This window comes from Avibacterium endocarditidis, from assembly GCF_965138825.1.
Taxonomy (GTDB): domain Bacteria; phylum Pseudomonadota; class Gammaproteobacteria; order Enterobacterales; family Pasteurellaceae; genus Avibacterium; species Avibacterium endocarditidis.
The window spans coordinates 1-23,899 of the sequence record NZ_CBCSDH010000019.1 but is presented as its reverse complement, the minus strand read 5'-3'; the positions used below and the strand labels follow the sequence as shown (position 1 = coordinate 23,899).

General features: G+C 42.4%; 26 protein-coding genes. 12 read left to right on the top strand and 14 right to left on the bottom strand.

The genetic code is table 11. The features are described from left to right. Positions 1-195 precede the first annotated feature (195 nt). On the top strand, positions 196-426 hold the full coding sequence (locus tag ACNAV8_RS09970) for a hypothetical protein (protein ID WP_103855004.1): 231 nt from the start codon (positions 196-198) through the stop codon (positions 424-426). 1,041 nt (positions 427-1,467) lie between these two features. Here the strand turns inward: ACNAV8_RS09970 and ACNAV8_RS09965 are convergent. The 6 genes from ACNAV8_RS09965 to ACNAV8_RS09940 all read right to left on the bottom strand — a co-directional run bounded on the left by ACNAV8_RS09965 (position 1,468) and on the right by ACNAV8_RS09940 (position 7,738). Further along, complete coding sequence (locus tag ACNAV8_RS09965) at positions 1,468-1,986, bottom strand: GNAT family N-acetyltransferase (RefSeq protein WP_415777658.1); 519 nt, start codon at positions 1,984-1,986, stop codon at positions 1,468-1,470. After that, complete coding sequence (locus ACNAV8_RS09960; protein WP_415777657.1) at positions 1,983-2,273, bottom strand: type II toxin-antitoxin system TacA family antitoxin; 291 nt, start codon at positions 2,271-2,273, stop codon at positions 1,983-1,985. Before ACNAV8_RS09960 ends, ACNAV8_RS09965 begins: the two co-directional genes overlap by 4 nt. A gap of 664 nt (positions 2,274-2,937) precedes the next feature. After that, positions 2,938-3,948 carry a galactose/methyl galactoside ABC transporter permease MglC gene (gene mglC, locus ACNAV8_RS09955; protein ID WP_103855355.1) on the bottom strand — a complete coding sequence of 337 codons (1,011 nt, stop codon included), beginning with the start codon at positions 3,946-3,948 and terminating at the stop codon, positions 2,938-2,940. 18 nt (positions 3,949-3,966) lie between these two features. Then, on the bottom strand, positions 3,967-5,490 hold the full coding sequence (gene mglA, locus ACNAV8_RS09950; RefSeq protein ID WP_103855356.1) for a galactose/methyl galactoside ABC transporter ATP-binding protein MglA: 1,524 nt from the start codon (positions 5,488-5,490) through the stop codon (positions 3,967-3,969). Between the two features lie 49 nt (positions 5,491-5,539). After that, complete coding sequence (mglB, locus tag ACNAV8_RS09945) at positions 5,540-6,532, bottom strand: galactose/glucose ABC transporter substrate-binding protein MglB (RefSeq protein WP_415777656.1); 993 nt, start codon at positions 6,530-6,532, stop codon at positions 5,540-5,542. 204 nt (positions 6,533-6,736) lie between these two features. Then, complete coding sequence (locus tag ACNAV8_RS09940; protein ID WP_103855357.1) at positions 6,737-7,738, bottom strand: substrate-binding domain-containing protein; 1,002 nt, start codon at positions 7,736-7,738, stop codon at positions 6,737-6,739. 220 nt (positions 7,739-7,958) lie between these two features. On the opposite strand from ACNAV8_RS09940, the gene galT reads away from it, so the two are divergent. From galT to galM, 3 genes are all read left to right on the top strand, one after another. Continuing rightward, positions 7,959-9,002: a galactose-1-phosphate uridylyltransferase gene (gene galT / locus ACNAV8_RS09935; protein ID WP_103855358.1), complete on the top strand. Its 1,044-nt coding sequence runs from the start codon at positions 7,959-7,961 to the stop codon at positions 9,000-9,002. Positions 9,003-9,066: 64 nt separating this feature from the next. Further along, positions 9,067-10,224 carry a galactokinase gene (galK, locus tag ACNAV8_RS09930; RefSeq protein WP_103855359.1) on the top strand — a complete coding sequence of 386 codons (1,158 nt, stop codon included), beginning with the start codon at positions 9,067-9,069 and terminating at the stop codon, positions 10,222-10,224. Continuing rightward, positions 10,218-11,246 carry a galactose-1-epimerase gene (galM, locus tag ACNAV8_RS09925; RefSeq protein ID WP_103855360.1) on the top strand — a complete coding sequence of 343 codons (1,029 nt, stop codon included), beginning with the start codon at positions 10,218-10,220 and terminating at the stop codon, positions 11,244-11,246. Before galK ends, galM begins: the two co-directional genes overlap by 7 nt. Before the next feature lie 112 nt (positions 11,247-11,358). Here galM and proB read toward each other — a convergent pair whose 3' ends face one another. Further along, on the bottom strand, positions 11,359-12,462 hold the full coding sequence (gene proB / locus ACNAV8_RS09920) for a glutamate 5-kinase (RefSeq protein ID WP_103855361.1): 1,104 nt from the start codon (positions 12,460-12,462) through the stop codon (positions 11,359-11,361). A gap of 158 nt (positions 12,463-12,620) precedes the next feature. On the opposite strand from proB, the gene ACNAV8_RS09915 reads away from it, so the two are divergent. The 3 genes from ACNAV8_RS09915 to folA are packed head-to-tail and all read left to right on the top strand — an operon-like array spanning position 12,621 to position 14,399. Next, positions 12,621-13,409, top strand: a complete 789-nt coding sequence (locus ACNAV8_RS09915) for a threonine/serine exporter family protein (protein ID WP_103855362.1) — start codon at positions 12,621-12,623, stop codon at positions 13,407-13,409. After that, a complete protein-coding gene (locus tag ACNAV8_RS09910; protein WP_103855363.1) occupies positions 13,406-13,870 on the top strand; it encodes a threonine/serine exporter family protein in 465 nt (154 codons plus the stop codon). The genes ACNAV8_RS09915 and ACNAV8_RS09910 overlap by 4 nt, the downstream gene beginning before the upstream one ends. A gap of 31 nt (positions 13,871-13,901) precedes the next feature. Next, positions 13,902-14,399 carry a type 3 dihydrofolate reductase gene (gene folA / locus ACNAV8_RS09905; RefSeq protein WP_103855364.1) on the top strand — a complete coding sequence of 166 codons (498 nt, stop codon included), beginning with the start codon at positions 13,902-13,904 and terminating at the stop codon, positions 14,397-14,399. An 81-nt stretch (positions 14,400-14,480) separates the two neighbouring features. Here folA and mutM read toward each other — a convergent pair whose 3' ends face one another. From mutM to radC, 4 genes are all read right to left on the bottom strand, one after another. Beyond that, positions 14,481-15,296, bottom strand: coding sequence for a bifunctional DNA-formamidopyrimidine glycosylase/DNA-(apurinic or apyrimidinic site) lyase (mutM, locus tag ACNAV8_RS09900; protein ID WP_103855365.1), 816 nt, complete (start codon positions 15,294-15,296; stop codon positions 14,481-14,483). Positions 15,297-15,448: 152 nt separating this feature from the next. Then, positions 15,449-15,619, bottom strand: coding sequence for a 50S ribosomal protein L33 (rpmG, locus tag ACNAV8_RS09895; RefSeq protein ID WP_005542835.1), 171 nt, complete (start codon positions 15,617-15,619; stop codon positions 15,449-15,451). Positions 15,620-15,630: 11 nt separating this feature from the next. After that, positions 15,631-15,867, bottom strand: coding sequence for a 50S ribosomal protein L28 (gene rpmB, locus ACNAV8_RS09890; protein WP_011608297.1), 237 nt, complete (start codon positions 15,865-15,867; stop codon positions 15,631-15,633). Positions 15,868-16,093: 226 nt separating this feature from the next. Continuing rightward, positions 16,094-16,750 (bottom strand): RadC family protein, encoded by a 657-nt coding sequence (gene radC, locus ACNAV8_RS09885; RefSeq protein ID WP_415777655.1) that lies wholly within the window; start codon positions 16,748-16,750, stop codon positions 16,094-16,096. A 174-nt stretch (positions 16,751-16,924) separates the two neighbouring features. Here radC and coaBC point away from each other — a divergent pair, with 174 nt between their 5' ends. From coaBC to crp, 5 genes are read left to right on the top strand one after another with little or no spacing between them, the layout of a single operon-like run. Further along, entirely contained in the window at positions 16,925-18,136 is a 1,212-nt protein-coding gene (gene coaBC / locus ACNAV8_RS09880; protein WP_103855366.1) for a bifunctional phosphopantothenoylcysteine decarboxylase/phosphopantothenate--cysteine ligase CoaBC, read from the top strand. Positions 18,137-18,155: 19 nt separating this feature from the next. Further along, the gene (dut, locus tag ACNAV8_RS09875; RefSeq protein ID WP_126371489.1) at positions 18,156-18,611 is read left to right on the top strand and encodes a dUTP diphosphatase; all 456 of its coding nucleotides are present in this window, start codon (positions 18,156-18,158) and stop codon (positions 18,609-18,611) included. Between the two features lie 7 nt (positions 18,612-18,618). After that, positions 18,619-19,317 carry a nucleoid occlusion factor SlmA gene (gene slmA / locus ACNAV8_RS09870; protein WP_103855367.1) on the top strand — a complete coding sequence of 233 codons (699 nt, stop codon included), beginning with the start codon at positions 18,619-18,621 and terminating at the stop codon, positions 19,315-19,317. Positions 19,318-19,338: 21 nt separating this feature from the next. Further along, on the top strand, positions 19,339-19,563 hold the full coding sequence (locus ACNAV8_RS09865; protein WP_103855368.1) for a YheU family protein: 225 nt from the start codon (positions 19,339-19,341) through the stop codon (positions 19,561-19,563). Positions 19,564-19,581: 18 nt separating this feature from the next. Further along, the gene (gene crp / locus ACNAV8_RS09860; RefSeq protein ID WP_103853887.1) at positions 19,582-20,226 is read left to right on the top strand and encodes a cAMP-activated global transcriptional regulator CRP; all 645 of its coding nucleotides are present in this window, start codon (positions 19,582-19,584) and stop codon (positions 20,224-20,226) included. 74 nt (positions 20,227-20,300) lie between these two features. Here the strand turns inward: crp and ACNAV8_RS09855 are convergent, their stop codons facing one another. Genes ACNAV8_RS09855 through mprA form a run of 3 tightly spaced genes read right to left on the bottom strand, consistent with a single transcriptional unit; the run spans position 20,301 to position 23,499 of the window. Continuing rightward, positions 20,301-21,815, bottom strand: coding sequence for a DHA2 family efflux MFS transporter permease subunit (locus ACNAV8_RS09855; protein ID WP_103855369.1), 1,515 nt, complete (start codon positions 21,813-21,815; stop codon positions 20,301-20,303). A 1-nt stretch (position 21,816) separates the two neighbouring features. After that, entirely contained in the window at positions 21,817-22,983 is a 1,167-nt protein-coding gene (locus ACNAV8_RS09850; protein WP_415777654.1) for an EmrA/EmrK family multidrug efflux transporter periplasmic adaptor subunit, read from the bottom strand. A gap of 12 nt (positions 22,984-22,995) precedes the next feature. After that, entirely contained in the window at positions 22,996-23,499 is a 504-nt protein-coding gene (gene mprA / locus ACNAV8_RS09845) for a transcriptional repressor MprA (protein ID WP_103855370.1), read from the bottom strand. Between the last annotated feature and the right edge of the window lie 400 nt (positions 23,500-23,899).

Sequence of the window (23,899 nt, the reverse complement as noted above, 5' to 3'; positions counted from 1 at the left end):
CGCTCGGCGTGATTTTTCTAAAAATTTTATTTCCATTCGGGCGGTTTGAACGAGGAATAGATTGGTTAAATTTTAAAGTGCGGTGGGTATTTTTGAATGTTTAAAAGAGACGAAGTGTCTTTAAAAACAATCTCCCATCTTTACTAAAGAGGGAGATTGGTAGTACAACCTAATAACATCGTTACCTTTTAGGATATGCCAGCGCCAAACACAACGTGGAACGCAAATTTCAAAGGGCAATTCCTGTTAGGTAATAAAAAATGGTGTTATTCCTTAACCATCAGTGATAACTTCAGCCGCTTTTTACTCCTTTATGAAGGCTTGCCTAATACTAAATCAGCAACTGTAATAAGGTTATTTGAACAACTTATTGATGAAAACAGCTTAACGCATGCTATCCGTTTGGATATCCTTGACATCAACTAAACGACTAAATATTCAATTCAAAACGGTAATTGAATAAATTTGTTCTTAATGGTAAGAACGATTTCATTTAGCAATGGGCTTTCTCTGTAAAAAACGTTGTGATAAAGAGCAATTCATAGTTCAAGATGCTTCATTAACATTTTATTAACCGTTTTATATTCCGTATGTGTATTTTATCATTTATCAGAAAATAACAAATTCATAATGTTTGATTTTTTTACTCTTATTATAGAAACGTGGTACTAGAGCACGCCCACGTTAATAAATACATAGCTCAACAGAAGAAATCTTGCTTAATTACAAGTTTTTTGCTTTATAGTATGTGTGGGTAGAGTGGGCTTCAGCCCACCGTTCAACACAATTTATCCTTTCGGTAGGCTAAAGCCCCCCTACTTAACGGCTTTGTTAAAAAATCAACGCATATTATTGAAAACGATATATGGGCGGACACATCGGTCCGCCCCTACCTAAAAATAAACAATTCACCAACAAAAAAAATCGCAAAATATAGAGCAATAAACATATCCCACCTTAACCCCACGCTAGAATATAGAATATAAAAATGTAGGGGCTGATCTATGTGTCAGCCCGTTTGATGTTGCGTTGTCTTAGTTAATGTAGGAAAAACCAAGTGCGGTGTTTTTTGGTAAGTTTTTGTAATCCATTAAAAATCAATTCATATGATTTCGAGCGGACACATCGGTCCGCCCCCACCTAAAAATAGACAATTTACCAACAAAAACAAAATCGCAAAATATAGAGCAATAAACATATTCTACCTAACACCACTCTAGAATAGAGAACACAAAAATGTAGGGACTGACCTATGTGTCAGCCCGTTTGATGTTGCGGTGTCTTATTTTATGTAGGAAAGGTTTAAGTGCGGTGTTTTTTGGTAAGTTTTTGTAATCCATTAAAAATCAATTCATATGATTTCGAGCGGACACATCGGTTCACCCCTACCTGTGAGATAACATAATAAACACTTATTTGGATCTTATAATGCAAATGAAAATCCCCTCTTACAGAGGGGACTTTCATCTATTTTATGATTTTTGTTAGCGGATAAAATAATTTTCTATGTTTTGCCTCCAACTCTTTAAATTCAATAAAACCTAATCGTTCATAAAATGAAACCGCATTGTCATCTTTTTCTTCAACAACCAAAATTGCAGCGCCTATATTGGTATTTTTTATCTTGTAGATCGCATCAACAACCAAGAATTTACCATATCCTTGCTTTTGAAAACGATCATCAATGGCTAGCCGCCCAATTAATACACTTGGGATATTAGGGTATGGGATCCCCTTATTTACTCTTTCTTGTGGTATATCTGAAACGGACACGGATAATGCTGACAACGTGTAATATCCAATAATCTCAGCTTGTTTGTGGTCTATAAGTACAAAACATTTTGCCAGCCCCTTTTTTACATCTTGAGAAGCATACTGGCGAAAGTATTTTTCCAATTCTTTATTGGAACAAGAAAACGTATTTCGCTTAATCTCTAAATTTTCTAAGGGGAGTACAGTTAAATTTTTTAAATTTTCCTTGATCATCGCACCTCCTTGTTGGCGGATAAATATTCTTCATACACATCAAGAGCATTTTTCATTGACTGATTAGGTTCAAATGGTTTGCTTAAACTTTCGATGAGCAAAGCCTGATCATTTAATGTCAAACGTAGCTCCTGATGTTCTGCAATGGTTTTTTTGGCTTCTTCATAAGCAACGCTCACAACGAAGTCCGTTAATGTTCGCCCCGAAATTGCAGCGGCTTGCTTAAGTATTCGATATATATCTAAATTTACTTTAGCCTCCAATCTTGCTTTTGTTGTTGCTGTCATAGTCTTTTTCCTTTGTCGTTAGTTAATCTAGATGAAATTATACGGCTATTGGACGTACAAACAACAATATTCCGCCATAGAATTTTCCTTTCCTAAAAATAGAATAACCCCTCTTTGTGTAAAGAGGGGGTTAGGAAAAGCCAAGTGCGGTGTATTTTGAGAAAGCTTTTGTAATCCATTAAAAATCAATTCATAGGATTTCGGGCGGACACATCGGTCCGCCCCTACCTGAAAATAGACAATTCACCGACAAAAATAAAATCGCGAAATATAGAGCAATAAATATATCCCACCTTAACCCCACGCTAGAATATAAAACACAAAAATGTAGGGGCTGACCTATGTGTCAGCCCGTTTGATATAGCATTATCTTAGTTAATGTAGGAAAGATTAAGCTCGGTGTTTTTTGGGGAAGTTTTTGTAATCCATTAAAATCAATCCATATTATTTCGGGCGAACACATAGGTTCGCCCCTACCTGAAAATAGACAATTCACCAACAAAAACAAAATCGCAAAATAGAGCAATAAACATATCCCACCTTGACACCATAAAACACAAAAATGTACGGGCTGACCTATATGTCAGCCCGTTTGATGTAGCGTTATCTTATTTAATGTAGGAAAAATTAAGTGGGGTAATTTTTTGCGAATTTTTCACCGCACTTATTTTTTCTTCGCGTATTTGAGCGAGTCAATGGCTACAGCGAAGATGATAATGCTACCTTTGATAATATATTGCCAATAAGGATTTACGCCGATGTAGGTTAAGCCGTAATTGATCACGGTGAAGATAAGCACCCCTGTGATAACGCCGATCACTGTTCCCACGCCGCCTGCAAAGGAAACGCCCCCTACCACACAAGCGGCAATGGCATCAAGTTCGTACATAAAACCAAGGTTGTTGGTAGTACTGCCGATGCGTCCTGCTTCAAGCATACCGCCAAAGGCATAGAATACCCCTGCAATCATATAGATAACAACAAGGTTGCGGGTTACGTTCACGCCTGAAACACGCGCGGCTTCTGGGTTACCACCAATGGCAAAGATGTTTTTGCCGAAGCGGGTTTTATTCCATAAGATCCATACAAATAGCGAGCAAATTGCGGCATAAATGGTGATGTAGGAAAGTTTAAAGCTACCTAAGCGGAAAAAGCCTTGCGCAAAGGTGGAGAATTGTTCGTTAAAGCCTGCAATTGGTGATGATCCCACTGCGTCATAGTAAAGGGAGTTGATCCCGTAAACGATGATCATCGTTCCCATTGTGGCAATAAATGGCGTTACATTAAGGTAGGCAATCACTACGCCATTGACTAATCCAATCACTGCGCCAATGGCACAAACGATAAGAATAACCACAGGAATTGGGATTTCAGCAAGATCAGGGAACACACGGTTCATATTATCCATTGCTTGCAAAAGCGTAGCTGAAATTACCGCGGCAAGCCCCACTTGACGCCCTGCGGATAAATCCGTGCCTTGGGTTACCAACAAGCCTGCCACGCCAAGGGCGATGATTAAACGCACGGAAGATTGGGTGAGAATGTTACTAAAATTTCTTAAACTCAAAAAGCTGGAGTCTTGCATAATGATAATGCCAAGAAGCACCAACAGCACAAAGTAAATAGCATTTTGCTTAAGGAAATCTAGCGATTTATTTTGTTTTAAAGCTGACATAATTCATTTCCTTCTAAATTAGAGATATTTCGCTGCAAGTTGCAGAATTTCTTCTTGCGAAGTTTTTGCGGTTTCAACAATGCCCGCCACTTTTCCGTTACTCATCACCAAAATTCGGTCAGTTACGCCTAACAGTTCTGGCATTTCAGAAGAAATCATAATAATGCCTTTGTCCTTTTTAGCGAGTTCCATAATCAGTTGGTAAATTTCAAATTTTGCCCCAATATCAATGCCGCGTGTGGGTTCATCAAGCATTAAAATTTCAGGCTGAGTGAGCAACCAACGGCCGATAACCACTTTTTGCTGGTTTCCGCCCGAAAGCGATCCGATGGTGGTTTTGTGCGATGGCGTTTTCACGTTCATTGCATCGATCACCCATTGGGTGTCGCTTTTCATTTTTTCACCACTTAGTAAACCAAGCCGCCCTAAATAAGATTTCATATTTGAAATCAAGGAGTTAAATTCAATATTTAGGTTAGCATAAATCCCTGTGGAACGGCGTTCTTCCGTGACCAACGCAAAACCGTTATTAATAGCTTCAAGTGCGGTACGATTTTTCATTGTTTTTCCGTGCAATTTAATTTCGCCCGTTTTACGTTCACGCACGCCGAAAATGGTTTCCACAATGTCCGTGCGTTTTGCTCCAACAAGTCCTGCGATGCCAAGAATTTCCCCTTTACGAAGCTGGAAGCTGACATCTTGAATAGAAGGTTGGTTCAGTGCCGTTAGGTGTTCCACTTCTAAAATCACTTCTTGTGGCGTGTTGGTTTTTTCAGGGAAACGTTGCGTGAGTTCACGCCCTACCATCATTGCCACAATTTCGTCCATCGTGCTGCCTTTGACTGGCACGGTGTTGATCCATTTACCATCGCGTAAAATGGTAATTTCATCGCAAATTTTGAAAATTTCGTCCATTTTGTGCGAAATATAAATAATCCCACAGCCACGATTTTTTAATTTCTCGATGATCTTAAATAAATGCTCCACTTCTTTTTCAGATAGTGATGAAGTGGGTTCGTCCATAATCACAATTTTTGCGTTATAAGAAAAAGCCTTTGCTATTTCAATCATTTGCATTTGTGAAACAGAGAGATTTGCCACTTTTTCTTTCGGATCAACATCAATATCCAATTCATCAAAAATGGCTTTGGTGTCGCGATACATTTTGCCGTGATCGACAAAAACCCCTTTCAGCGGATAGCGTCCAAGCCAAAGGTTATCCATTACATTACGCTGACGTACCAGATTGAGTTCTTGGTGAACCATTGAAATGCCGTTTTCCAGCGCTTCTTTTGAGGTTTTAAAATTAACGGGTTGATTTAAAAAGAGAATTTCCCCTTCATCTTTGGCGTAAATGCCGAATAAGCATTTCAGTAAGGTGGATTTGCCCGCACCGTTTTCTCCCATTAATGCGTGAACAGAATGAGAACGAACGGTGAGATTTGCCCGATCTAGGGCTTTAACACCGGGGAAAGTTTTGCTTACGTTCGTCATTGTAAGCAGCACTTCTTGGTGGTTTGGCGTTTGTGTTTGTACTGTCATATCCAACCTCATACAAAAGGGGAGCAATGCTCCCCTAGCAATAGCACAATTATTTTAAGAATTCATTTAAGTTATCCGCGTCCACACCAACATAAGGAATACGCACAACTTTGCTTTCTAATTTCCATTGTGTGCCTTCTGTGGCTGGTTTTTCATTCGCCAGATTATTAGCTAATTGCACCACGGCTTTACCTTGGTTTACACCGTCATTTAACACAGTCCCTGTGATTTCGCCTTTCTTGATAAGCTGTAACACTTCAGGCAAGGCGTCCACACCAAAGATAGGCAGTTTTTTACCGTGCGCTTTCGTGGCTTCCAATGCCCCCATTGCCATTCCGTCATTGTTAGAAATAATCACTTCAATATCGTTCGCTTTGGAGCTAGATAACCACGCGTCCATTTTATCTTTGGCTAATGCTGCGTCCCACATTCCGGTGTCGATAAAGAGTTGTTCCGTTTCAATGCCGTTTTTATTTAATTCTTCAATCACATATTTGGTACGCGCTTCGGCATCTGGGTGTCCCGGCTCACCTTTTAATAAAACATATTGGATTTTACCGTCTTTGTTTAAGTCAAATGCAGGGTTGGCTTTCCAGTGTTTGGTGATAAGCTGCCCTTGAATAACACCAGATTCTTTCGGGTCAGTTCCCACATAATAAGCCTGTTCATAGCTACCAATGGCTTTTGCACCTGGGTCTTTATTAAAGAACACCACAGGAATATCTTCAGATTTTGCTTTGCCAATAATGGTTGGTGCTGCCGCAGGATCCACAAGGTTAATGGCAAGGGCTTTCACCCCTTTAGAGATCAACACATCAACTTGGTCATTTTGTACCGATTGGGCATTTTGTGAGTCGTTCATTAATAATTCGACATCTTTAAGTGTTTTCGCTTCTTTATCAATTTCTTGACGCATTAAAGACATAAAATTATCGTCATATTTGTAAATAGTTACACCAATGCGGTTCACCGCTTGTGCTGTTGTTGCAGCAAGACCTAAGCCCACAGCAAGTGCGGTGGTTTTTAATACAGTTTTTTTCATAGATAGCTCCTTAAATGGATTAAACGATCACGAAGATGTTGTACATACTGCTAAATTTATTTCATACAGCACAAGGATTTGTTGTGAAATAAATTCAATAACGGCACAGAGCATAACGAAAAACAGCCTATAAGACTGTGATCCCTCTCACATTAATGGAAACGATTACAAAAAAATATTTAAAAATGTGACGATGATCATAAATTAATCGCAGGGTTCTGTGGAAAATCGTCTGACTAGGGTGGGGTTAAATTGGGTGTGAATCGGCGTATTAATGCGGTTATCCACCAAACTTAACGCCAGATTTGCCGCATAAGTTGCCATTAAATCAATGGGATAGCGAATCGTGGTGAGCTTAGGAATCAAATAACGGGCAATAGGCATATCATCAAAGCCGATAATAGAAAATTGTTTCGGCACGTTGATATTGTTTTCATTCAGCACCGAAATTGCCCCTGCCGCCATTGTGTCGTTATAGGCCACCACAGCGGTCAAATCAGAATTGTAGCTCAACAAATGGATCATCGCCTGCTCGCCCCCTTCAAAATCAGGGGAACTGTGCGCAATACGGTGTTCCGCCATTGGCAAATTGTGCTGCGCAAGGGCATTCAAATAGCCTTGAATGCGTTCCGCCTCATCACTGATTTGGTGATTTGAGCCTATATAGCCAATTTGCTTATGCCCAAGGCGGATTAAATTTTCTGTAGCAATAAACGTCCCTTTGGTGTTATCTAGGCTTACGCAGCGATTTTCGTAGCCTTGTACCACGCGATTAATCACCACCATTCCCGCAATGCGGCTTAAATATTGGCTAAGTTCTTCATCGCTCAAGGCTTTGGTGTGTACCACCAAACAGCTACAACGCTTGCGTAGCAAGGTTTCAATGGCATTACGTTCCTTTTCCGCATTATGATAGCCAATGCCGATCAAAATGCTTTTGTTGTGCTGTTCCGCCACTTTATCCACTGCTTTCACTAAAATCGCAAAGAAAGGATCGGTAACGTCCGTGACCACCACGCCAATGGTGTCAGTGTTTTGCAAGGCAAGGGCTTGCGCATTAGCATTCGGGTGATAGCCCAATTCCTGCACCGCTTTTTGCACTGCAAGGCGTGCTTTTTCACTGGCGGAAGAATGATTATTCAACACGCGCGAAACCGTTGCCACCGACACGCCCGCTTGTTTTGCTACATCACGAATGGTAATCATCTTCTCCCCTAAAAACTCTGCAAATTTACACCGCACTTATCATATAAAGAATTTTCTGTGATTGAAAACGCTTACTTTAAAAAATGAAAACTACATCACAAAAAAATCACACTTTTTTTCTCAATTTGTGATCTAGTTAATAGTTTATTTTTGGCAATCTGCTATTTTATAGCAGTTTATTTTTGTAACCGCTTTCATATTTTCACTTAAGGAGAACATTATGTCTGAACAATTTGTTGCGGCAGATCATCCACACCGCCGCTATAATCCGCTTATCGATCGCTGGGTATTGGTTTCTCCCCATCGAGCAAAACGTCCATGGCAAGGTCAGCAAGAAAAAAATGAAGAAAAGCAAAAACCGAGCTATGATCCAAGCTGTTACCTTTGCCCAAACAATAAGCGCATTACAGGCGAACAAAACCCAGATTACCGCAAACCCTTTGTGTTTAAAAATGATTTTTCCGCCTTGTTAGAACAAACGCCAGCCCCCGCGCCGAGTGATGATCCCCTTTTCCAAACTGCCGCTGCTGAAGGGGAAAGCCGCGTAATTTGCTTTTCACCGGATCACAGCAAAACCTTACCATTACTCACGGTGGAAGAAATTGTTGATGTGATTGACGTATGGCAAGCTCAGCTTAACGAGCTAGGGCAGCGTTATCCTTGGGTACAAATCTTTGAAAATAAAGGTGCGGCAATGGGCTGTTCCAATCCGCACCCGCACGGACAAATCTGGGCAAACAGTTTTCTGCCGAATGAAGTAACGCAAGAAGATTTGGCTCAACAACGTTACTTTGAAAAACACGGTTCAGTGCTATTAGTGGATTATGTGCAACGTGAATTAGCGCGGAAAGAACGCATTGTGGTGGAAACCAAACACTGGGTTGCCCTTGTGCCTTATTGGGCTGTATGGCCTTTTGAAACCTTATTACTGCCAAAAGTTCATATTAAAAATTTCGCCCAGCTCAGCCCTGAACAACAGCAAGATTTGGCGCTTGCCTTGAAGTTGCTCACCACCAAATATGACAACCTGTTTGAAACCTCTTTCCCCTATTCAATGGGCTTTCATTTTGCCCCATTTAATGGCAAAGAAAATGATCATTGGCAGCTGCACGCGCATTTTTATCCCCCATTATTACGCTCTGCCACGGTGCGCAAATTTATGGTGGGCTATGAAATGCTAGGCGAAAGCCAGCGCGATCTCACCGCAGAACAAGCGGCAGAACGATTACGTGCCTTAAGCGATATTCATTACAAACTACGCTAGGATCTGTTGATAACTCAAATGCACAATGAATTATCGACAACCACTAAATCGAAGGAGACAACTGATGAACCCACAACAACGAGCAGAACAATTATTTTCCGAAAAATTCCACCGCACTTTTGATCTGCGTGTTTATGCTCCTGGGCGTGTCAATATTATCGGCGAGCATACGGATTACAATGACGGCTTTGTAATGCCTTGCGCGATTAATTACGGTACAGCAGTATGTGGCGCAAAGCGTGATGATAGCCTTTTCCGTGTTTATGCCGCCGATCTTGATGAATTTGACGAATTTGATCTTGCTAAACCCATTGAGCCTAATCCCGCCCACAAATGGACGGGCTATGTACGTGGCGTGGTGAAATTTATTCAAGCGCAATGCCCTGACTTCAAACAAGGCGCGGATTTAGTGATTAGTGGTAACGTCCCACTTTCTGCGGGGTTAAGTTCTTCCGCTTCGCTTGAAGTGGCGGTGGGGAAATTTTGCCAACAGCTCGCACAACTTCCGCTCAACGATACCCAGCTGGCGTTAATCGGGCAGCAAGCAGAAAACAAATTTGTGGGCGCGAATTGCGGCAATATGGATCAGCTGATCTCCGCCCTTGGACAAAAAGATCATTTATTGATGATCGACTGCCGCAGCCTTGAAACTCAGCCAACCCCTGTCCCTAATGATGTGGCAGTGATGATCGTCAATTCGCACGTTAAACACGATTTAGTGGCAGGTGAATACAACACACGCCGCGCGCAATGTGAACAAGCGGCAGAATTTTTTGGTGTGAAAGCCTTGCGTGATGTGTCCGTAGAACAATTCGAAAAAATGGAAGAAAAACTCACCGCACTTGATCCTATCGTGGCAAAACGTGCCAGACACGTTGTTAGCGAAAATGCACGCGTGCTTGCCGCAGTGGAAGCCTTAACACAAGGCGATCTCACAAAACTTGGGCAATTAATGGCACAATCCCACGATTCAGTGCGCGATGATTTCGAGATCACCGTGCCACAAATTGATTACTTAGTCGAACTGGCTCAGCTTGCCGTGGGTAACACAGGCGGTGCAAGAATGACAGGCGGCGGCTTTGGAGGTTGTATCGTGGTGGTTGCGCCATTGGATAAGGTGGACGCCGTGCGTAATATCATCGCAGAAAACTATGAAAAACAAACGGGATTAAAAGAAGATTTCTATGTTTGCACCGCCTCACAAGGGGTCGAAGTATGTTAAGACAATCTCACACAGGGCTTGCGCCAGATGGCAAGCCCTTCAACCTATTTACCCTAACCAATCAACAAGGAATGTGCATTCAATTAATGGATTGGGGCGCAACTTGGCTTTCTTGCCAAGTGCCTGTTAATGGCGGCTTACAAGAAGTGCTATTGGGCGCGCAAGTGCCTGATTACCTAACACAACAAGCCTATTTAGGCGTAACCGTAGGGCGTTATGCCAACCGTATTGCCAACAGCCGTTTTCGTTTAAATGGCAGAACGGTTTACCTTAACGCCAATCAAGGCAAACACCAACTTCACGGCGGCGAAGGCTTTGATAAACGCCGTTGGCAAGTGGAAAAGTGCGGTGATAATTTTGTCCAATTTTCTCTGTTCTCGCCAGATGGCGATCAAGGTTTTGTCGGCAATGTGCAAGTGAAAACCACTTATCGCTTAACGGAACAAAATAGCGTTCGCATTGAATTTGAAGCCCTAAGCGATGCAGACACACCGCTTAATCTCACCAATCACGCCTATTTTAATTTAGATAACGCAAGCCAAGGCGAGGACGTGCGCGGACATTTTCTGCAACTGAATGCGGACTATTTTTTACCCGTGGACGAACAAGGCATTCCGAATGCGCCACTCAAAGCAGTGCAAGGCTCAAGCTTTGATTTCCGCCAAGAAAAAACGCTCGCACAAGATTTCTTACAACAAGAACAGCTGCTCACCAAAGGCTATGATCACGCCTTTTTACTCAATAGCACGCAACCTTGCGCTGTGCTAACTTCCAGCAATCGCCAGCTTTCCCTTGCTCTTTCCACCTCACAACCAGCGTTGCAAATTTACACAGGGAATTATCTGGCTGGCACGCCAAATCGCCTAGGCTATGCTTACCAAGATTATCAAGGCATCGCCCTTGAACCCGAGTGCCTGCCTGACACCCCAAATCACCCAGAATGGCAAAAATACGGCGGCATTGGTAAGAAAAATCGGCCTTATAAACAATGGATTGAGTATCAGTTTGGGGTAAACAATTAAATGTCTTAGAGTATTTTTAGAACTGTAGCGGCAGACTTATAAGCCTGCCGTTCTGTTAAAAATCGCACATATTATGATAACGATGTGCCCATTCGTTTCTGTTAGGGCTTATCTACAACACCACCATATCATCACGATGCACTGCAACAGCGCCGTATTCATAGCCCAAAATTTGCGGAATATCTTGCGATTTTTTGCCTTTGATTAAATTCAACGCATCGCTGTTGTAACGTGGAATGCCAAGGGCGATAATTTTACCGTTAGGCTGTTGGATTTTCACCACTTCACCGCGAGAGAAGCGCCCTTCGATTTGTGCAATGCCTGCTGGAAGCAAGGATTTATGCTGAATTAGCACCGCACTTGTTGCCCCTTCGTCAATGATGATCGTGCCTGCAGATGGTGCTGCGAAAAGCCATTGCTTACGGCTTTCAAGGCGATCTGTTTGTACGGTAAATTTTGTGCCGATATTTTCTCCATAAGCCAGATCCACAATCACATTTGCGCGATTGCCGGGGGCGATAATGGTTTCTACGCCCGAACGGGTGGCAACGTCCGCGGCGATCACTTTAGTGGACATTCCGCCTGTGCCAAGGGTTGTGCCACTTCCGCCGGCAATTTGGCGAATGTCATCAGTGATTTTTTCCACCACGGAAAGCAATTTGGCTTGCGGATTTTTTCTTGGATCGCTATCGAACAAGCCTTGTTGATCGGTGAGTAAATAAAGTTGCTCGGCTTGTGCCAAAATGGCCACCAGCGCTGATAAATTATCGTTATCACCTACTTTAATTTCGGCGGTGGCAACGGCATCATTCTCATTAATTACAGGAATAATTCCGTTATCTAACAAAGCGTTAAGGGTATCCCGCGCATTAAGAAAACGCTCGCGATCTTCAATATCAGCACGGCTGAGCAAAATTTGCCCGATGTGAATATCATAAATGGAAAACAGCTGTTCCCAAGTTTGAATAAGCTGGCTTTGCCCCACGGCGGCTAATAATTGCTTTGATGCAATAGTAGGCGGAAGTTGTGGGTGGTTGAGATAATCGCGCCCAGCCGCCATTGCACCAGAAGTAACAATAATAATGCGAAAGCCAGCTTGGTGCAGTTGGGTGATTTGGCGCACAATTTCCATCATATGTGGACGATGAAGCTTGGTTGTGCCTTGGGTTAAGGTGCTTGTGCCAAACTTCACGACAATGGTTTTCTTTTGTTCCATAAGGGATTTTCCTGTTAATGTTTAATGCGCAAAACCCTATCATTAAATGAGAAAAATTTCATTAAATTTTCACCGCACTTTCTATGATTTAAAACAATCTTTATTACCTAAAAAGCGTTATAATATCGACATTTTTTAATCAACTCATCTTAGCCAAAATGTCAGAGCAAAGTCGTATTGAACGCCAACGTGAAGTAACAAGGTTATGTATAAAAGTCGCATTAATGCTACTTCAACACGGAGCAGAAAGTGCTGTTGTGGTACAAATGTCGCATAGATTAGGACGCGCCTTGGGAATGGACAGTGTGGAATGTGCATTAACGCCCAACGCTGTGATTATCACCACGCTATATCATAATCATTGCATTACCACCGCACGCAAAAATGTGGATCAGGGTATAAATATGCATATTGTTACGGAAGTGCAGCGGGTGGTGATTACTGCTGAACGCCGTATTTATGATCTGCACCAAGTGAAAAAACGCCTTGAGAAAATTAAGCCGTTTAAATATAACCGCTATCTCGTGGTGCTGATGATTGGCTTATCTTGCGCCTGTTTTGCCCATTTATCTGGCGGCGATAGTCGGATTTCACTCATCACCTTTGTTGCCGCGGCCGTTGCAATGTTTATTCGCCAAGCTCTTGCCCATCGGCATTACAATCCGATTATTGTGTTTTCCATTACCGCCTTTATTGCATCGATTATTTCTGGAATGGCGCTGAAATATCAATTAGGCAATGATCCGCAAATCGCCCTTGCTTCTAGCGTGCTTTTGCTCGTGCCGGGCTTTCCATTGATTAATTCGCTGGCGGATATTCTCAAAGGCCACGTTGGTATGGGCTTAGGGCGTTGGACGATTGCCACCATTCTCACCTTTGGCGCGTGTTTAGGCATTGTTTTTGCCCTTGCGCTGTTGAATATTCCCTATTGGGGAGAATTAAAATGACCTTATTGCTGAATTTATTCGATGATATGCTATTCGCCGCCATTCCTGCTGTGGGTTTTGCCTTAGTCTTTAATGTTCCGCCTAACGCATTGAAATATTGTGCAATTTTAGGTGCCTTAGGACACGGTTTACGGACCTTATTAGTGTATTTTGATGTGCCGTTAGTATTTGCTACGTTTGCAGGAGCCAGTTTAATCGGTTTTATCGGCGTGCATTTATCTCATCGTTATCTTGCCCACCCAAAAGTATTTACCGTTGCGGCGATTATTCCGATGATCCCGGGCGTTTATGCTTATAAAGCGATGATCGCCATTGTGCAAATTCACCATTATGGCTTTTCCGATGTGTTATTTGCCCAAATGATTGATTATTTTATTAAAACTGGCTTTATTTTAGGCGCATTGGTTTTTGGCTTGGCGCTACCGGGCTTATTGTTCTATCGACAAAAACCTGTAATATAATAGGCAAGTAAGGTAAATAAAAGGAAAGCAAATGACGCTCAGTTTAATTGTGGCAATGACGAAAAATAATGTGATCGGGAAAGATAACCAAATGCCGTGGCACTTGCCTGCGGATCTTGCGTGGTTTCGTCAAAATACGCAAGGCAAGCCCGTGATTATGGGGCGAAAAACCTTTGAGAGCATTGGTCGTCCGTTGCCGAAACGTACCAATATTGTGCTTTCCCGTTCCCCTTTTCAGCACGAAGGCGTTATTTGGAAAAGTGATTTTGCAAGTGCGGTGGATTTTGTCAAAGATTTTCCCGAAATAATGCTTATCGGCGGCGGTGAGCTATTTAAACAATATCTTCCCATTGCGGATAAACTCTATCTTACTGAAATTCAAGCAGAAATTGACGGCGATACGTTTTTCCCACACATTGATTGGACAGAATGGCAAATTGAATTTGAACAATATCGCTCTGCTGATGAAAATAATCCTTATGATTGCCGATTTTTAATTTTGCAACGAATTAATAGAACTGATTCATAACAAAAAAGGAAGGTCGATTTGGCTTACCTTCCTTAATTGACTAATTAGCTTTATACAAGTGCGGTGCTTTTTTGGTTATTTTTATGCTTTTTTCTGACATTTTGGGCAGAAAAAGCTATTACGTTGCCCGATGACTAAACTTTCAATTTTGGTCCCACACGTTGGACAAGGCTTATCTTTATTGCCGTAAACCCTTAATTCTTGGGCAAAATAACCGGGGCGGCCGTCAGGTTGCAAGAAGTCTTTCAAGGTTGTTCCACCTTGCGCAATGGCGGTGACGAGTACTTGTTTAATGGTTTGAACCAGCAATTCGCATTGTGCCTTGGTTAAGTTTTTGGCTAATTTCAGCGGGTGTAATCCGCATAAAAATAGCGTTTCGTTCGCATAAATATTGCCTACCCCCACGACAACGGCGTTATCCATTAAGAAAGTTTTAAGTGCGGTCTGTTTTTTACGCGATTTTTTGAACAGATATTCCCCAGTAAATTCTGCTGAAAGGGGTTCTGAGCCAAGTTTGGCAAAAAGATGAAAATCCGCTAAATTATCCGTCCAAAGCCACGCACCAAAACGGCGAGGATCATTATAGCGTAGCACTTTGCCGTTATTCATTACGATATCTAAATGATCGTGTTTATCAATGGGGCTGTCTTGTGGCACAACACGCAATGAGCCTGACATTCCCAAATGCCCTATGATCGCCCCCTTTTCCGTATGAATGATCAGATATTTGGCACGGCGGGAAAGGTGGCTCACTTTAACCTGCTTAAACTCACTTAATTGCGGGCTGACTTCCCAACGTAATTTAGGATTGCGCACCACGATTTTTTCAATGGTAAATCCTGTTAAATAAGGGGAAATCCCATTTTTAGTGGTCTCAACTTCAGGTAATTCAGGCATTTTTTCTCCGTGTGAATGATGTGTAGTTCTAATAAAAATTTCTCTGCATTACGCTATAAATAGGGACAATAAAGGAAAATCCAAGAAAAGCGCCTATAAAAGACATAAAAAAACCCGAACACGTCGGGTTTTTCTAATTCATCAAAGCCAAATTATTTGATTTTAGCTTCTTTGTAAATAACGTGTTTACGCACAACAGGATCAAATTTTTTGATCTCCATTTTTTCTGGCATATTACGTTTATTTTTTGTTGTTGTGTAGAAATGACCGGTTTCAGCGGTTGAAACTAAACGGATTTTTTCACGAGCACCTTTAGCTGCCATTTTTTAGCTCCTTAGATTTTCTCGCCACGAGCACGGATTTCAGCTAATACTGCATCAATGCCCTTTTTATCAATAATACGCATACCTTTCGCTGTTAAGCGTAAAGTTACGAAACGTTTTTCAGACTCAACCCAGAAACGGTGAGTGTGTAAGTTAGGAAGAAAACGACGACGTGTCGCGTTCATTGCGTGTGAGCGGTTGTTTCCAACAGCTGGACGCTTGCCTGTTACTTGACAGACTCTAGACATATTAATCTCCAATAAATCAAATATAAGCTCGAGCTTAGGGTTCGGATTACTGCAAACTAAGTTTGCAAGCCACCTCGTCAGGTCGCTGTAACCGACCCGCATACTATATTAAAGGTGGCAAATTATACTCACTTTATTTGCTATACTCAAGCCTAAATCACTTAATTAACGCAATAAATGACAAAAAAATCAGCAATTCCACCGCATGATTCTTGCAGAATGGCTATTATAACCACCCTTTTTCACTAAAAGAAACATAACAGCCTTTGCCGATGACAAAATGATCCAGCACGCGAATTTCCACTAATTCTGCCACTTTTTGGATCTTTTCTGTGATGATCCGATCGGAATTGCTCGGCTCTGCAATGCCTGATGGGTGATTATGCGCCAAAATAATCGCCGCTGCATTACAAAAAAGTGCGCTTTTAACAATTTCTCTGGGATACACTGCGGCTGTGTTGATCGTACCTAAAAACATTTCTTCTTTTTTAATCAGGCGATGCTGATTATCTAAAAAAAGTACCAAAAAAACTTCCCGTTCTTTATGCTCTAGCTCCGTTTGCAAATACATTCTCACCAACTCAGGGCGAGTAAATGCCTGTGTCATTTCCAATTCTTGCAATAAATAACGTTTTGTCATTTCCGTGCTGGCTTGCAGCTGGATAAATTGTGTAATGCCTAAGCCTTTAACGTTGCAAAAGGCTTTTTGATCCGCACTAATTAATTGCCGCAATGATCCAAAATGATCAAGAACCACACGAGATAATTCTATTACCGAACAATTCTTGATTCCCGTGCGTAAAAAAATGGCTAATAATTCGCTATCATCAAGGGCTTCAGCACCAAATTTTAGCAGTTTTTCCCGTGGCATTAAGGTAGTCATTTGTGGCGGTCATTTCGTTTTTTAATATCAAATTGCGGATCTTTTTAACATAGACAGCAGCGTTCTGACAGGCTTCCCTACAACTTTTGCGATCCAGATCGAAAAATTGAATTTTTTATTGGGCAAAATTACAGTAAAATTAACCGCACTTTTAATTTGGATTGATTGGAAATAATGCAAGATCTTCAAGGAAAACGTATTGTTGTTGGCATAACAGGGGGAATTGCGGCTTATAAAAGCATTGAGCTTATTCGCTTGCTTCGCAAAAGCCAAGCGGAAGTGCGTGTTGTGCTAACCCCCGCGGCGGCGGAATTTGTTACGCCCTTAACCCTGCAAGCCATTTCGGGCAACGCGGTGGCACAATCCTTACTTGATCCGCAAGCAGAGCTGGCAATGGGGCATATTGAACTGGCAAAATGGGCAGAGCTTATTGTAATCGCCCCTGCTAGCGCAGATTTTATGGCGCGCTTAAATGCAGGAATGGCCAATGATCTGCTCACGACTATTTGTCTTGCCACCAGCGCACCGATTTTGCTTGCGCCAGCGATGAATCAGCAGATGTTCCGCCAACCCATTACCCAACAAAACTTGACCAGTTTAAAAGCCCGTGGCATTACAACCATTGGGCCTAACAGTGGTGAACAGGCCTGTGGGGATATGGGCTTTGGACGAATGTCAGAACCAGCCGAAATTTACACCGCACTTTGTGAAATCTTGTTAGCGCCACAAGATCTTAGCCACTTAACCATTGCTATCACGGCTGGTCCAACGCGTGAAGCTATTGATCCTGTGCGTTATATTAGCAATCATAGTTCAGGCAAAATGGGCTTTGCTATCGCTGAAGCTTTTGCTAAACGAGGGGCGAAAGTCAAATTAATTGCAGGGCCAGTGAATTTGCCTACCCCTGCTCAAGTGGAACGAATTGATGTGATTTCCGCGCAAGAAATGGCAGACGCCTCTCTTTCCCTTGCGCCACAAGTGGATATTTTTATTGGTTGCGCTGCAGTGGCGGATTACCGTGTCGCGCAAATCGCCGAGCAAAAAATGAAGAAAACTGCCAATAGCGATACGCTCACCTTAGAATTGGTGAAAAACCCTGATATTATTGCGGTGGTGGCGGCGCTGAATGAAAATCGCCCATTTGTGGTGGGGTTTGCTGCAGAAACGCAAAATGTTGCACAATATGCACAAGACAAATTAGTGCGTAAAAATTTAGATCTGATCTGCGCCAATGATGTGTCTAACGGACAAGGCTTTAATGGTGATGACAACCAGCTCCAGCTGTTCTGGCGTGATGGCAGCGTGCAATTACCGCGTAGCCACAAAAAAGATCTGGCGGTGCAACTTGCGCAACAGATTGTAGAACGCTTTCAAGCTCAAGTTTGAACGAAGGAATAAACGAAAAATGAAAAAGATTGACGTAAAAATTTTAGATAGCCGAATTGGCACAGAATTTCCCTTGCCTGCTTATGCCACAAGCGGTTCTGCAGGTTTAGATCTGCGCGCGTTGGTGGAAGAAAGTTTTGAAATTCAACCGGGGGAAACCAAATTAATCCCAACTGGGCTTTCTATTTATATCGCCGATCCTAACCTTGCGGCAGTGATTTTGCCTCGTTCAGGGCTTGGGCATAAAAATGGGATTGTATTGGGCAATTTGGTGGGCTTGATTGATTCCGACTACCAAGGGCCGTTAATGGTATCAATGTGGAACCGTGGCTCGCAACCTTTTAAAGTGGAAGTGGGCGATCGCATTGCGCAGCTAGTTTTCGTGCCAGTGGTGCAAGCAGAATTTAATATTGTGAGTGATTTTGAACAAACAGAACGTGGTGAAGGCGGATTTGGCCATTCAGGCAAACAATAGAGGAACTATGGTCGAACAACAACTGGAAATTGTAGGCATTGAGCCTGCGCCTGAGCAAACTAAGCCAAATAACCCAACTAAGCTCAGCGAAAAAAATACAGAAAAAGCACCGAAAAGCGACAAACGCAGCGTAAAAGAACGCCGTCAGCAAGTGCTAACTGTACTCACTCATATGCTTCATTCTGAACGTGGAATGGAACGAATGACCACCGCACGCTTAGCTGAAGAAATCGGCGTGTCCGAGGCTGCGTTATATCGTTATTTCCCAAGCAAAACCAAAATGTTTGAGGCTCTCATTGATAATTTAGAAAGCAATTTATTCAGTCGCATTAACCATTCGATCAAAAACGAAACTAACACAATGAACCGCGTGCGCGATATTTTGCAAATGATCTTAGATTTCGCACGCAAAAACCCCGGGCTAACTCGTGTGCTAACAGGCCACGCCTTAATGTTTGAAGATCCAAAATTACAAGCACGCGTTGCGCAATTTTTCGATCGCCTAGAATTTCAATTTGTGAATATTTTACAAATGCGCAAACTGCGTGAAGGACGCGCTTTTAGCCTTGATGAACGCATTATCGCCAGTTATTTAGTCAATCTCTGCGAAGGGCAGTTTATGCGTTATGTGCGGTCGAATTTTCGCCATAATTCAAACCAAAACTTTGAACAACAGTGGAAACTTATTGCAGTACACTTTGCATAATAGTAATTTTTAGGTAAGATGATGATTATTCCTTGGCAAGATTTAGAAGAAGAAACGCTCGTTAATATTGCAGAAAGTTTCATTCTGCGTGAAGGGACGGATTACGGTGAACAGGAGCTTTCTCTGCAACAGAAAACTCAAAACTTGCTGACCAACATACGCCAAGGAAAGGCTGTAATTGTTTGGTCGGAATTACACGAGTCCATTGATATTAAAGATAAAATGGAATTTCTTAATCATAGATGATAAATGTAGGAGGACACCGTGCAGGAACAACAAGGGCAACACACTCCACCAATGGATCCAACCTTAGAGTGGTTTTTATCCCATTGTCATATCCATAAATACCCAACCAAAAGCTCAATTATTCACGCAGGTGAAAAAGCAGAAACCCTTTATTATCTCATCAAAGGCTCTGTAGCGATTTTGGTGAAAGATGAAGACGGCAAAGAAATGATCCTAACTTACCTAAATCAAGGGGATTTTTTCGGCGAAGCGGGATTATTTGAAGAAGGTCAGGAACGTTCCGCTTGGGTGAAAACGAAGACGACCTGTGAAGTGGCAGAAATTTCGTACAAAAAATTCCGCCAGCTTATTCAAGTGAATCCCGAAATTTTAATGTATTTATCAGGGCAGCTTGCTCGTCGTTTACAAAATACATCAAGACAAGTTCGCAACCTTGCTTTCCTTGATGTCGCTGGCCGCATAGCGCAAACTTTGCTAAATCTGGCAAAAATGCCTGACGCAATGACCCACCCTGAAGGAATGCAGATCAAAATTACACGACAAGAGATTGGTCAAATGGTTGGCTGTTCTCGTGAAACCGTAGGGCGAATTTTGAAAATGTTGGAAGATCAACATCTTATTTCTGCTCATGGCAAAACTATTGTGGTTTATCATTCAAGATAAAAATATCTATTAACGAAAAGAGCGGTGGAAAATTTAGAAATTTTGCACCGCTCTTTCTTTTTTCAGTTTCTCCACTAGTGCTTATTACCAAAAGGCGGTTTGGCGAACCACACTACAATAAACAGCAACATAAACATTATGGCGGACAACCAAAAAATTTCATTGGCACCGATGATAAATCCTTGCGCGGTAATACTTTGCGCTAAGGACATTGATGTTTGTGTATCATTCAAACCAACTTGCGCCATTGTGTCGTAATAGGCTTGTGCATTGGGGTTATAAGGATTAATCGCTTCGGTAAATTGGGTGTGATGCACTGCTTCACGGTTATACCATAAAAAGGTGGTAAGCGATGTACCGATTGAACCTGCAAGGGTACGCAGAAAATTAAATAAACTTGATGCGGACGCCATTTTTTCTGGCGGTAAACCTGATAGCGTAATGGTGGTGAGCGGCATAAAAAAGCACGCTACGGCAATCCCTTGAATCAGCTGCGGCAGAGCAACATCAGCAAAGGTCATCGCAGGTTCAAAGGTTACGGCACGCCAATGGAAAGTTAGCGCATACACCATAAAACTGATTGTAACCAAAATACGCATATCAATTTTGTAGCCAAAACGCCCGATGATTGGCGAAAGTAAAATCGGGAATAAGCCCACAGGCGCAGCAGCAAGTCCCGCCCAAGTGGCGGTGTAGCCGTACACTTGTTGTAACAGTAAAGGAATCAGCACCACCGAGCCGAGATAGATTAAAAACGCAAGGCTGGTACACAGGCAACCAACACTGAAATTGCGTGATTTGAACAGTGAAATATCCACCACAGGGTTCTCGTCCGTCAATTCCCAAATAATCAACGCAATTAAGGCAATGGCGGAAACGATTGTTAGCACCACGATTTCAGTGGAATTAAACCAATCCTGCTCGCGCCCCTGATCGAGCATTAATTGCAAACAGCCCACGCCTACCACAAGCAGAATTAAGCCCATCATATCAATAGGTTGCTGATAGGTTTTAGTTTCTCGTTTGCCTAAGATTTTCCAACTGAGAAAAATCACACATAGCCCAATCGGCACATTAATGAAGAAAATCCAACCCCAGTGCAGATTATCACTGATCCAACCGCCAAGAATCGGGCCAAAAATTGGCGCAACTACCACAGTCATAGACCAAAACGCCAGCGCCATACTGCGTTTTGCAGGGGGATAATTATTAAGCAATAAACTTTGTGAAAGGGGAATAATCGGCCCTGCTGCTAGCCCTTGGAAGATGCGGCATAAAATCAACATTCCTAGGCTATGAGAAATGCCACATAGCCAAGAAGCCAGCACAAATAATCCTGTGGCGATTAAAAACAAGCGCACTTCACCAAAGCGTTTAGCCAGCCAGCCTGTAATGGGAATAGATACCGCATTTGCCACGCCGAATGAAGTAATCACCCAAGTGCCTTGACTGAACGATGCACCCAAATCCCCTGCAATGGTGGGAATTGCCACATTAGCAATGGTGGAATCCAGCACTTGCATAAAGGTTGCCAAGGATAGGGCAATGGTCATCACCGCAAGGGCTGCGCCCTGAATCGGTTTTTGCATTTTATTCACCTGCATTGGCTTGAATAATTTGTTCGGCTAATTGATGTACAGGGCTTAAATCGTAATCTAGCACCTTGGTTTCATATAGCACTTGGTTTGGACGAGATTCACGCAGCACCTTGCCTTGCGTGTCTGCCACATTCACTTCCACCGTAGCAGAAAGCCCTATGCGCAACGGATATTTTTCTACTTGTTCAGGATCGAGATCGATACGCACTGGTACACGTTGCACCACTTTGATCCAGTTCCCTGTGGCGTTCTGTGCAGGCAAAAGAGAGAATGCGCTGCCCGTTCCCATTGAAATACCGCTGATTTTACCATCAAACCTCACATCATCACCGTATAAATCAAAGACTAATTTCACAGGCTGACCAATGCGCATTTTGCCGAGCTGGGTTTCTTTAAAGTTCGCGTCCACCCACATTTGTTGATTGGAGACCACCGCCATTAACGGACTGCCCACCGCGACTTTTTGCCCCACTTGCACATTACGGCGCGCCACATAACCATCAACAGGGCTAACAATTTGACTGCGTTGTAAGTTCAACCAAGCAAGGGTTAAAGCACTCACCGCATTTTTCACCGCAGGCTGCTCCCGCAACGGTAAATCTTTTAATAAGGCTTGATTAGCTGCTAATTGATTTTGCGTGGCTTGCAGATCTGCTTGCGCCATATTCACCGCTTCTCTGGCGTGCTGTAAGGTTTCTTTATCAATAGATCCCGTTTTGGCTAATTGCTCACGGCGTTGCAAATCACCTTTGGCTTTATTAAGTGCGGTGCTTTTTGCGTTCAAAACCGACTGTAATTGTTTCACCGTAAAATCTAACTGCTCAATTTGGCGCACGCTACTGGCGAGATTATCTTGCGCTTGCTGGAAATGCAGTTTGAGATCCGTATCATCAAGTTGCAATAACACATCGCCTGCGTGGACAAAATCCATATCGTCCACATTAATTTTGCTCACATTGCCGCTCACTTGTGCCGAAATCATCACTTGGTTGCCTGCCACATAGGCATCTTCCGTTTCTTCATAATTTCGCACAAAGAAAAACCAATATACGCTCGTGATAATCGCGATCAGCAGCAAAATCGTAATGAAATAGCCAAGGGCTTTTTTACGTTTGGCTTTTGGCGAAGCCGGTTTTTTGTAGTCTGTTTGTTCGGTCATTTTATTTACCCATTAAAGATTTTCTAAATTGCTGAGCAGTTTGAGTAATAATTGCTTTAACTGCTGTTGTTCTTGCTTGTCTAACACGGAAAAAATGTCATCGACTTGTTTCCATTGATTTGGCAACAGTTGCTCCAAAAACTGTACACCTTGCGCCGTGAGTTTTAAGGAAAAAGCACGGCGATCGCCCGCTACTTCCGTACGTTCTAACCATTCCCGCTTCACTAATTCATCGGCAATGCGTGTGGCATTGGTTTTAGAATAACCAAAAATCTCACTTAATTTGCTCGGCTGCAAAGAATGATTAGGCTGGCAATACAACACGGCCAGAGCCATAAATAGGGTGTCGTTGAGCTGATATTTTTTTAATAACTGATTGCGTCTTTCCACATAATGGCTGCTATTGTGTAGCAACAAACGTGCCAGCAAAATTTGCTCCACAGGCATTGCGGGATTATTTTGTGCTGATTGACGAATTAACTTTTCTTGTTCTGAAAACGAAATCGGCATAGACATAATAATAACTAGGTAGAAAATAAACTGCGTAATAGTAACCTAGGTTACTATTTAAGTCAAAAAAATACCGCACTTTAGTGTAAAGTGATCTGCACCCCAAAAGTTGGACAGCATCCACAAATTAAGGAGCGGATTTTTTATGGGAAAATATTATTCAACAGAGTTTAAACTGTGGGCGATATCGTTAGTCTCTGAGTAGGGAATGAGCGTACGTCAGGCAGCGGAATATTGTGCTCTTTCCAATCATAGCCAAATTGTGATTTAGTTGCAACGCGTATAAAAAATACGGTATTAATGGGCTCATCCGTCAGCCTAATCGAAAGAAGAATGTGATGAGATTACCCAAACGCCCCGTCAAAACCGATGAAAAAGAACTTTTATTATAAGAACTTGAGTCTCT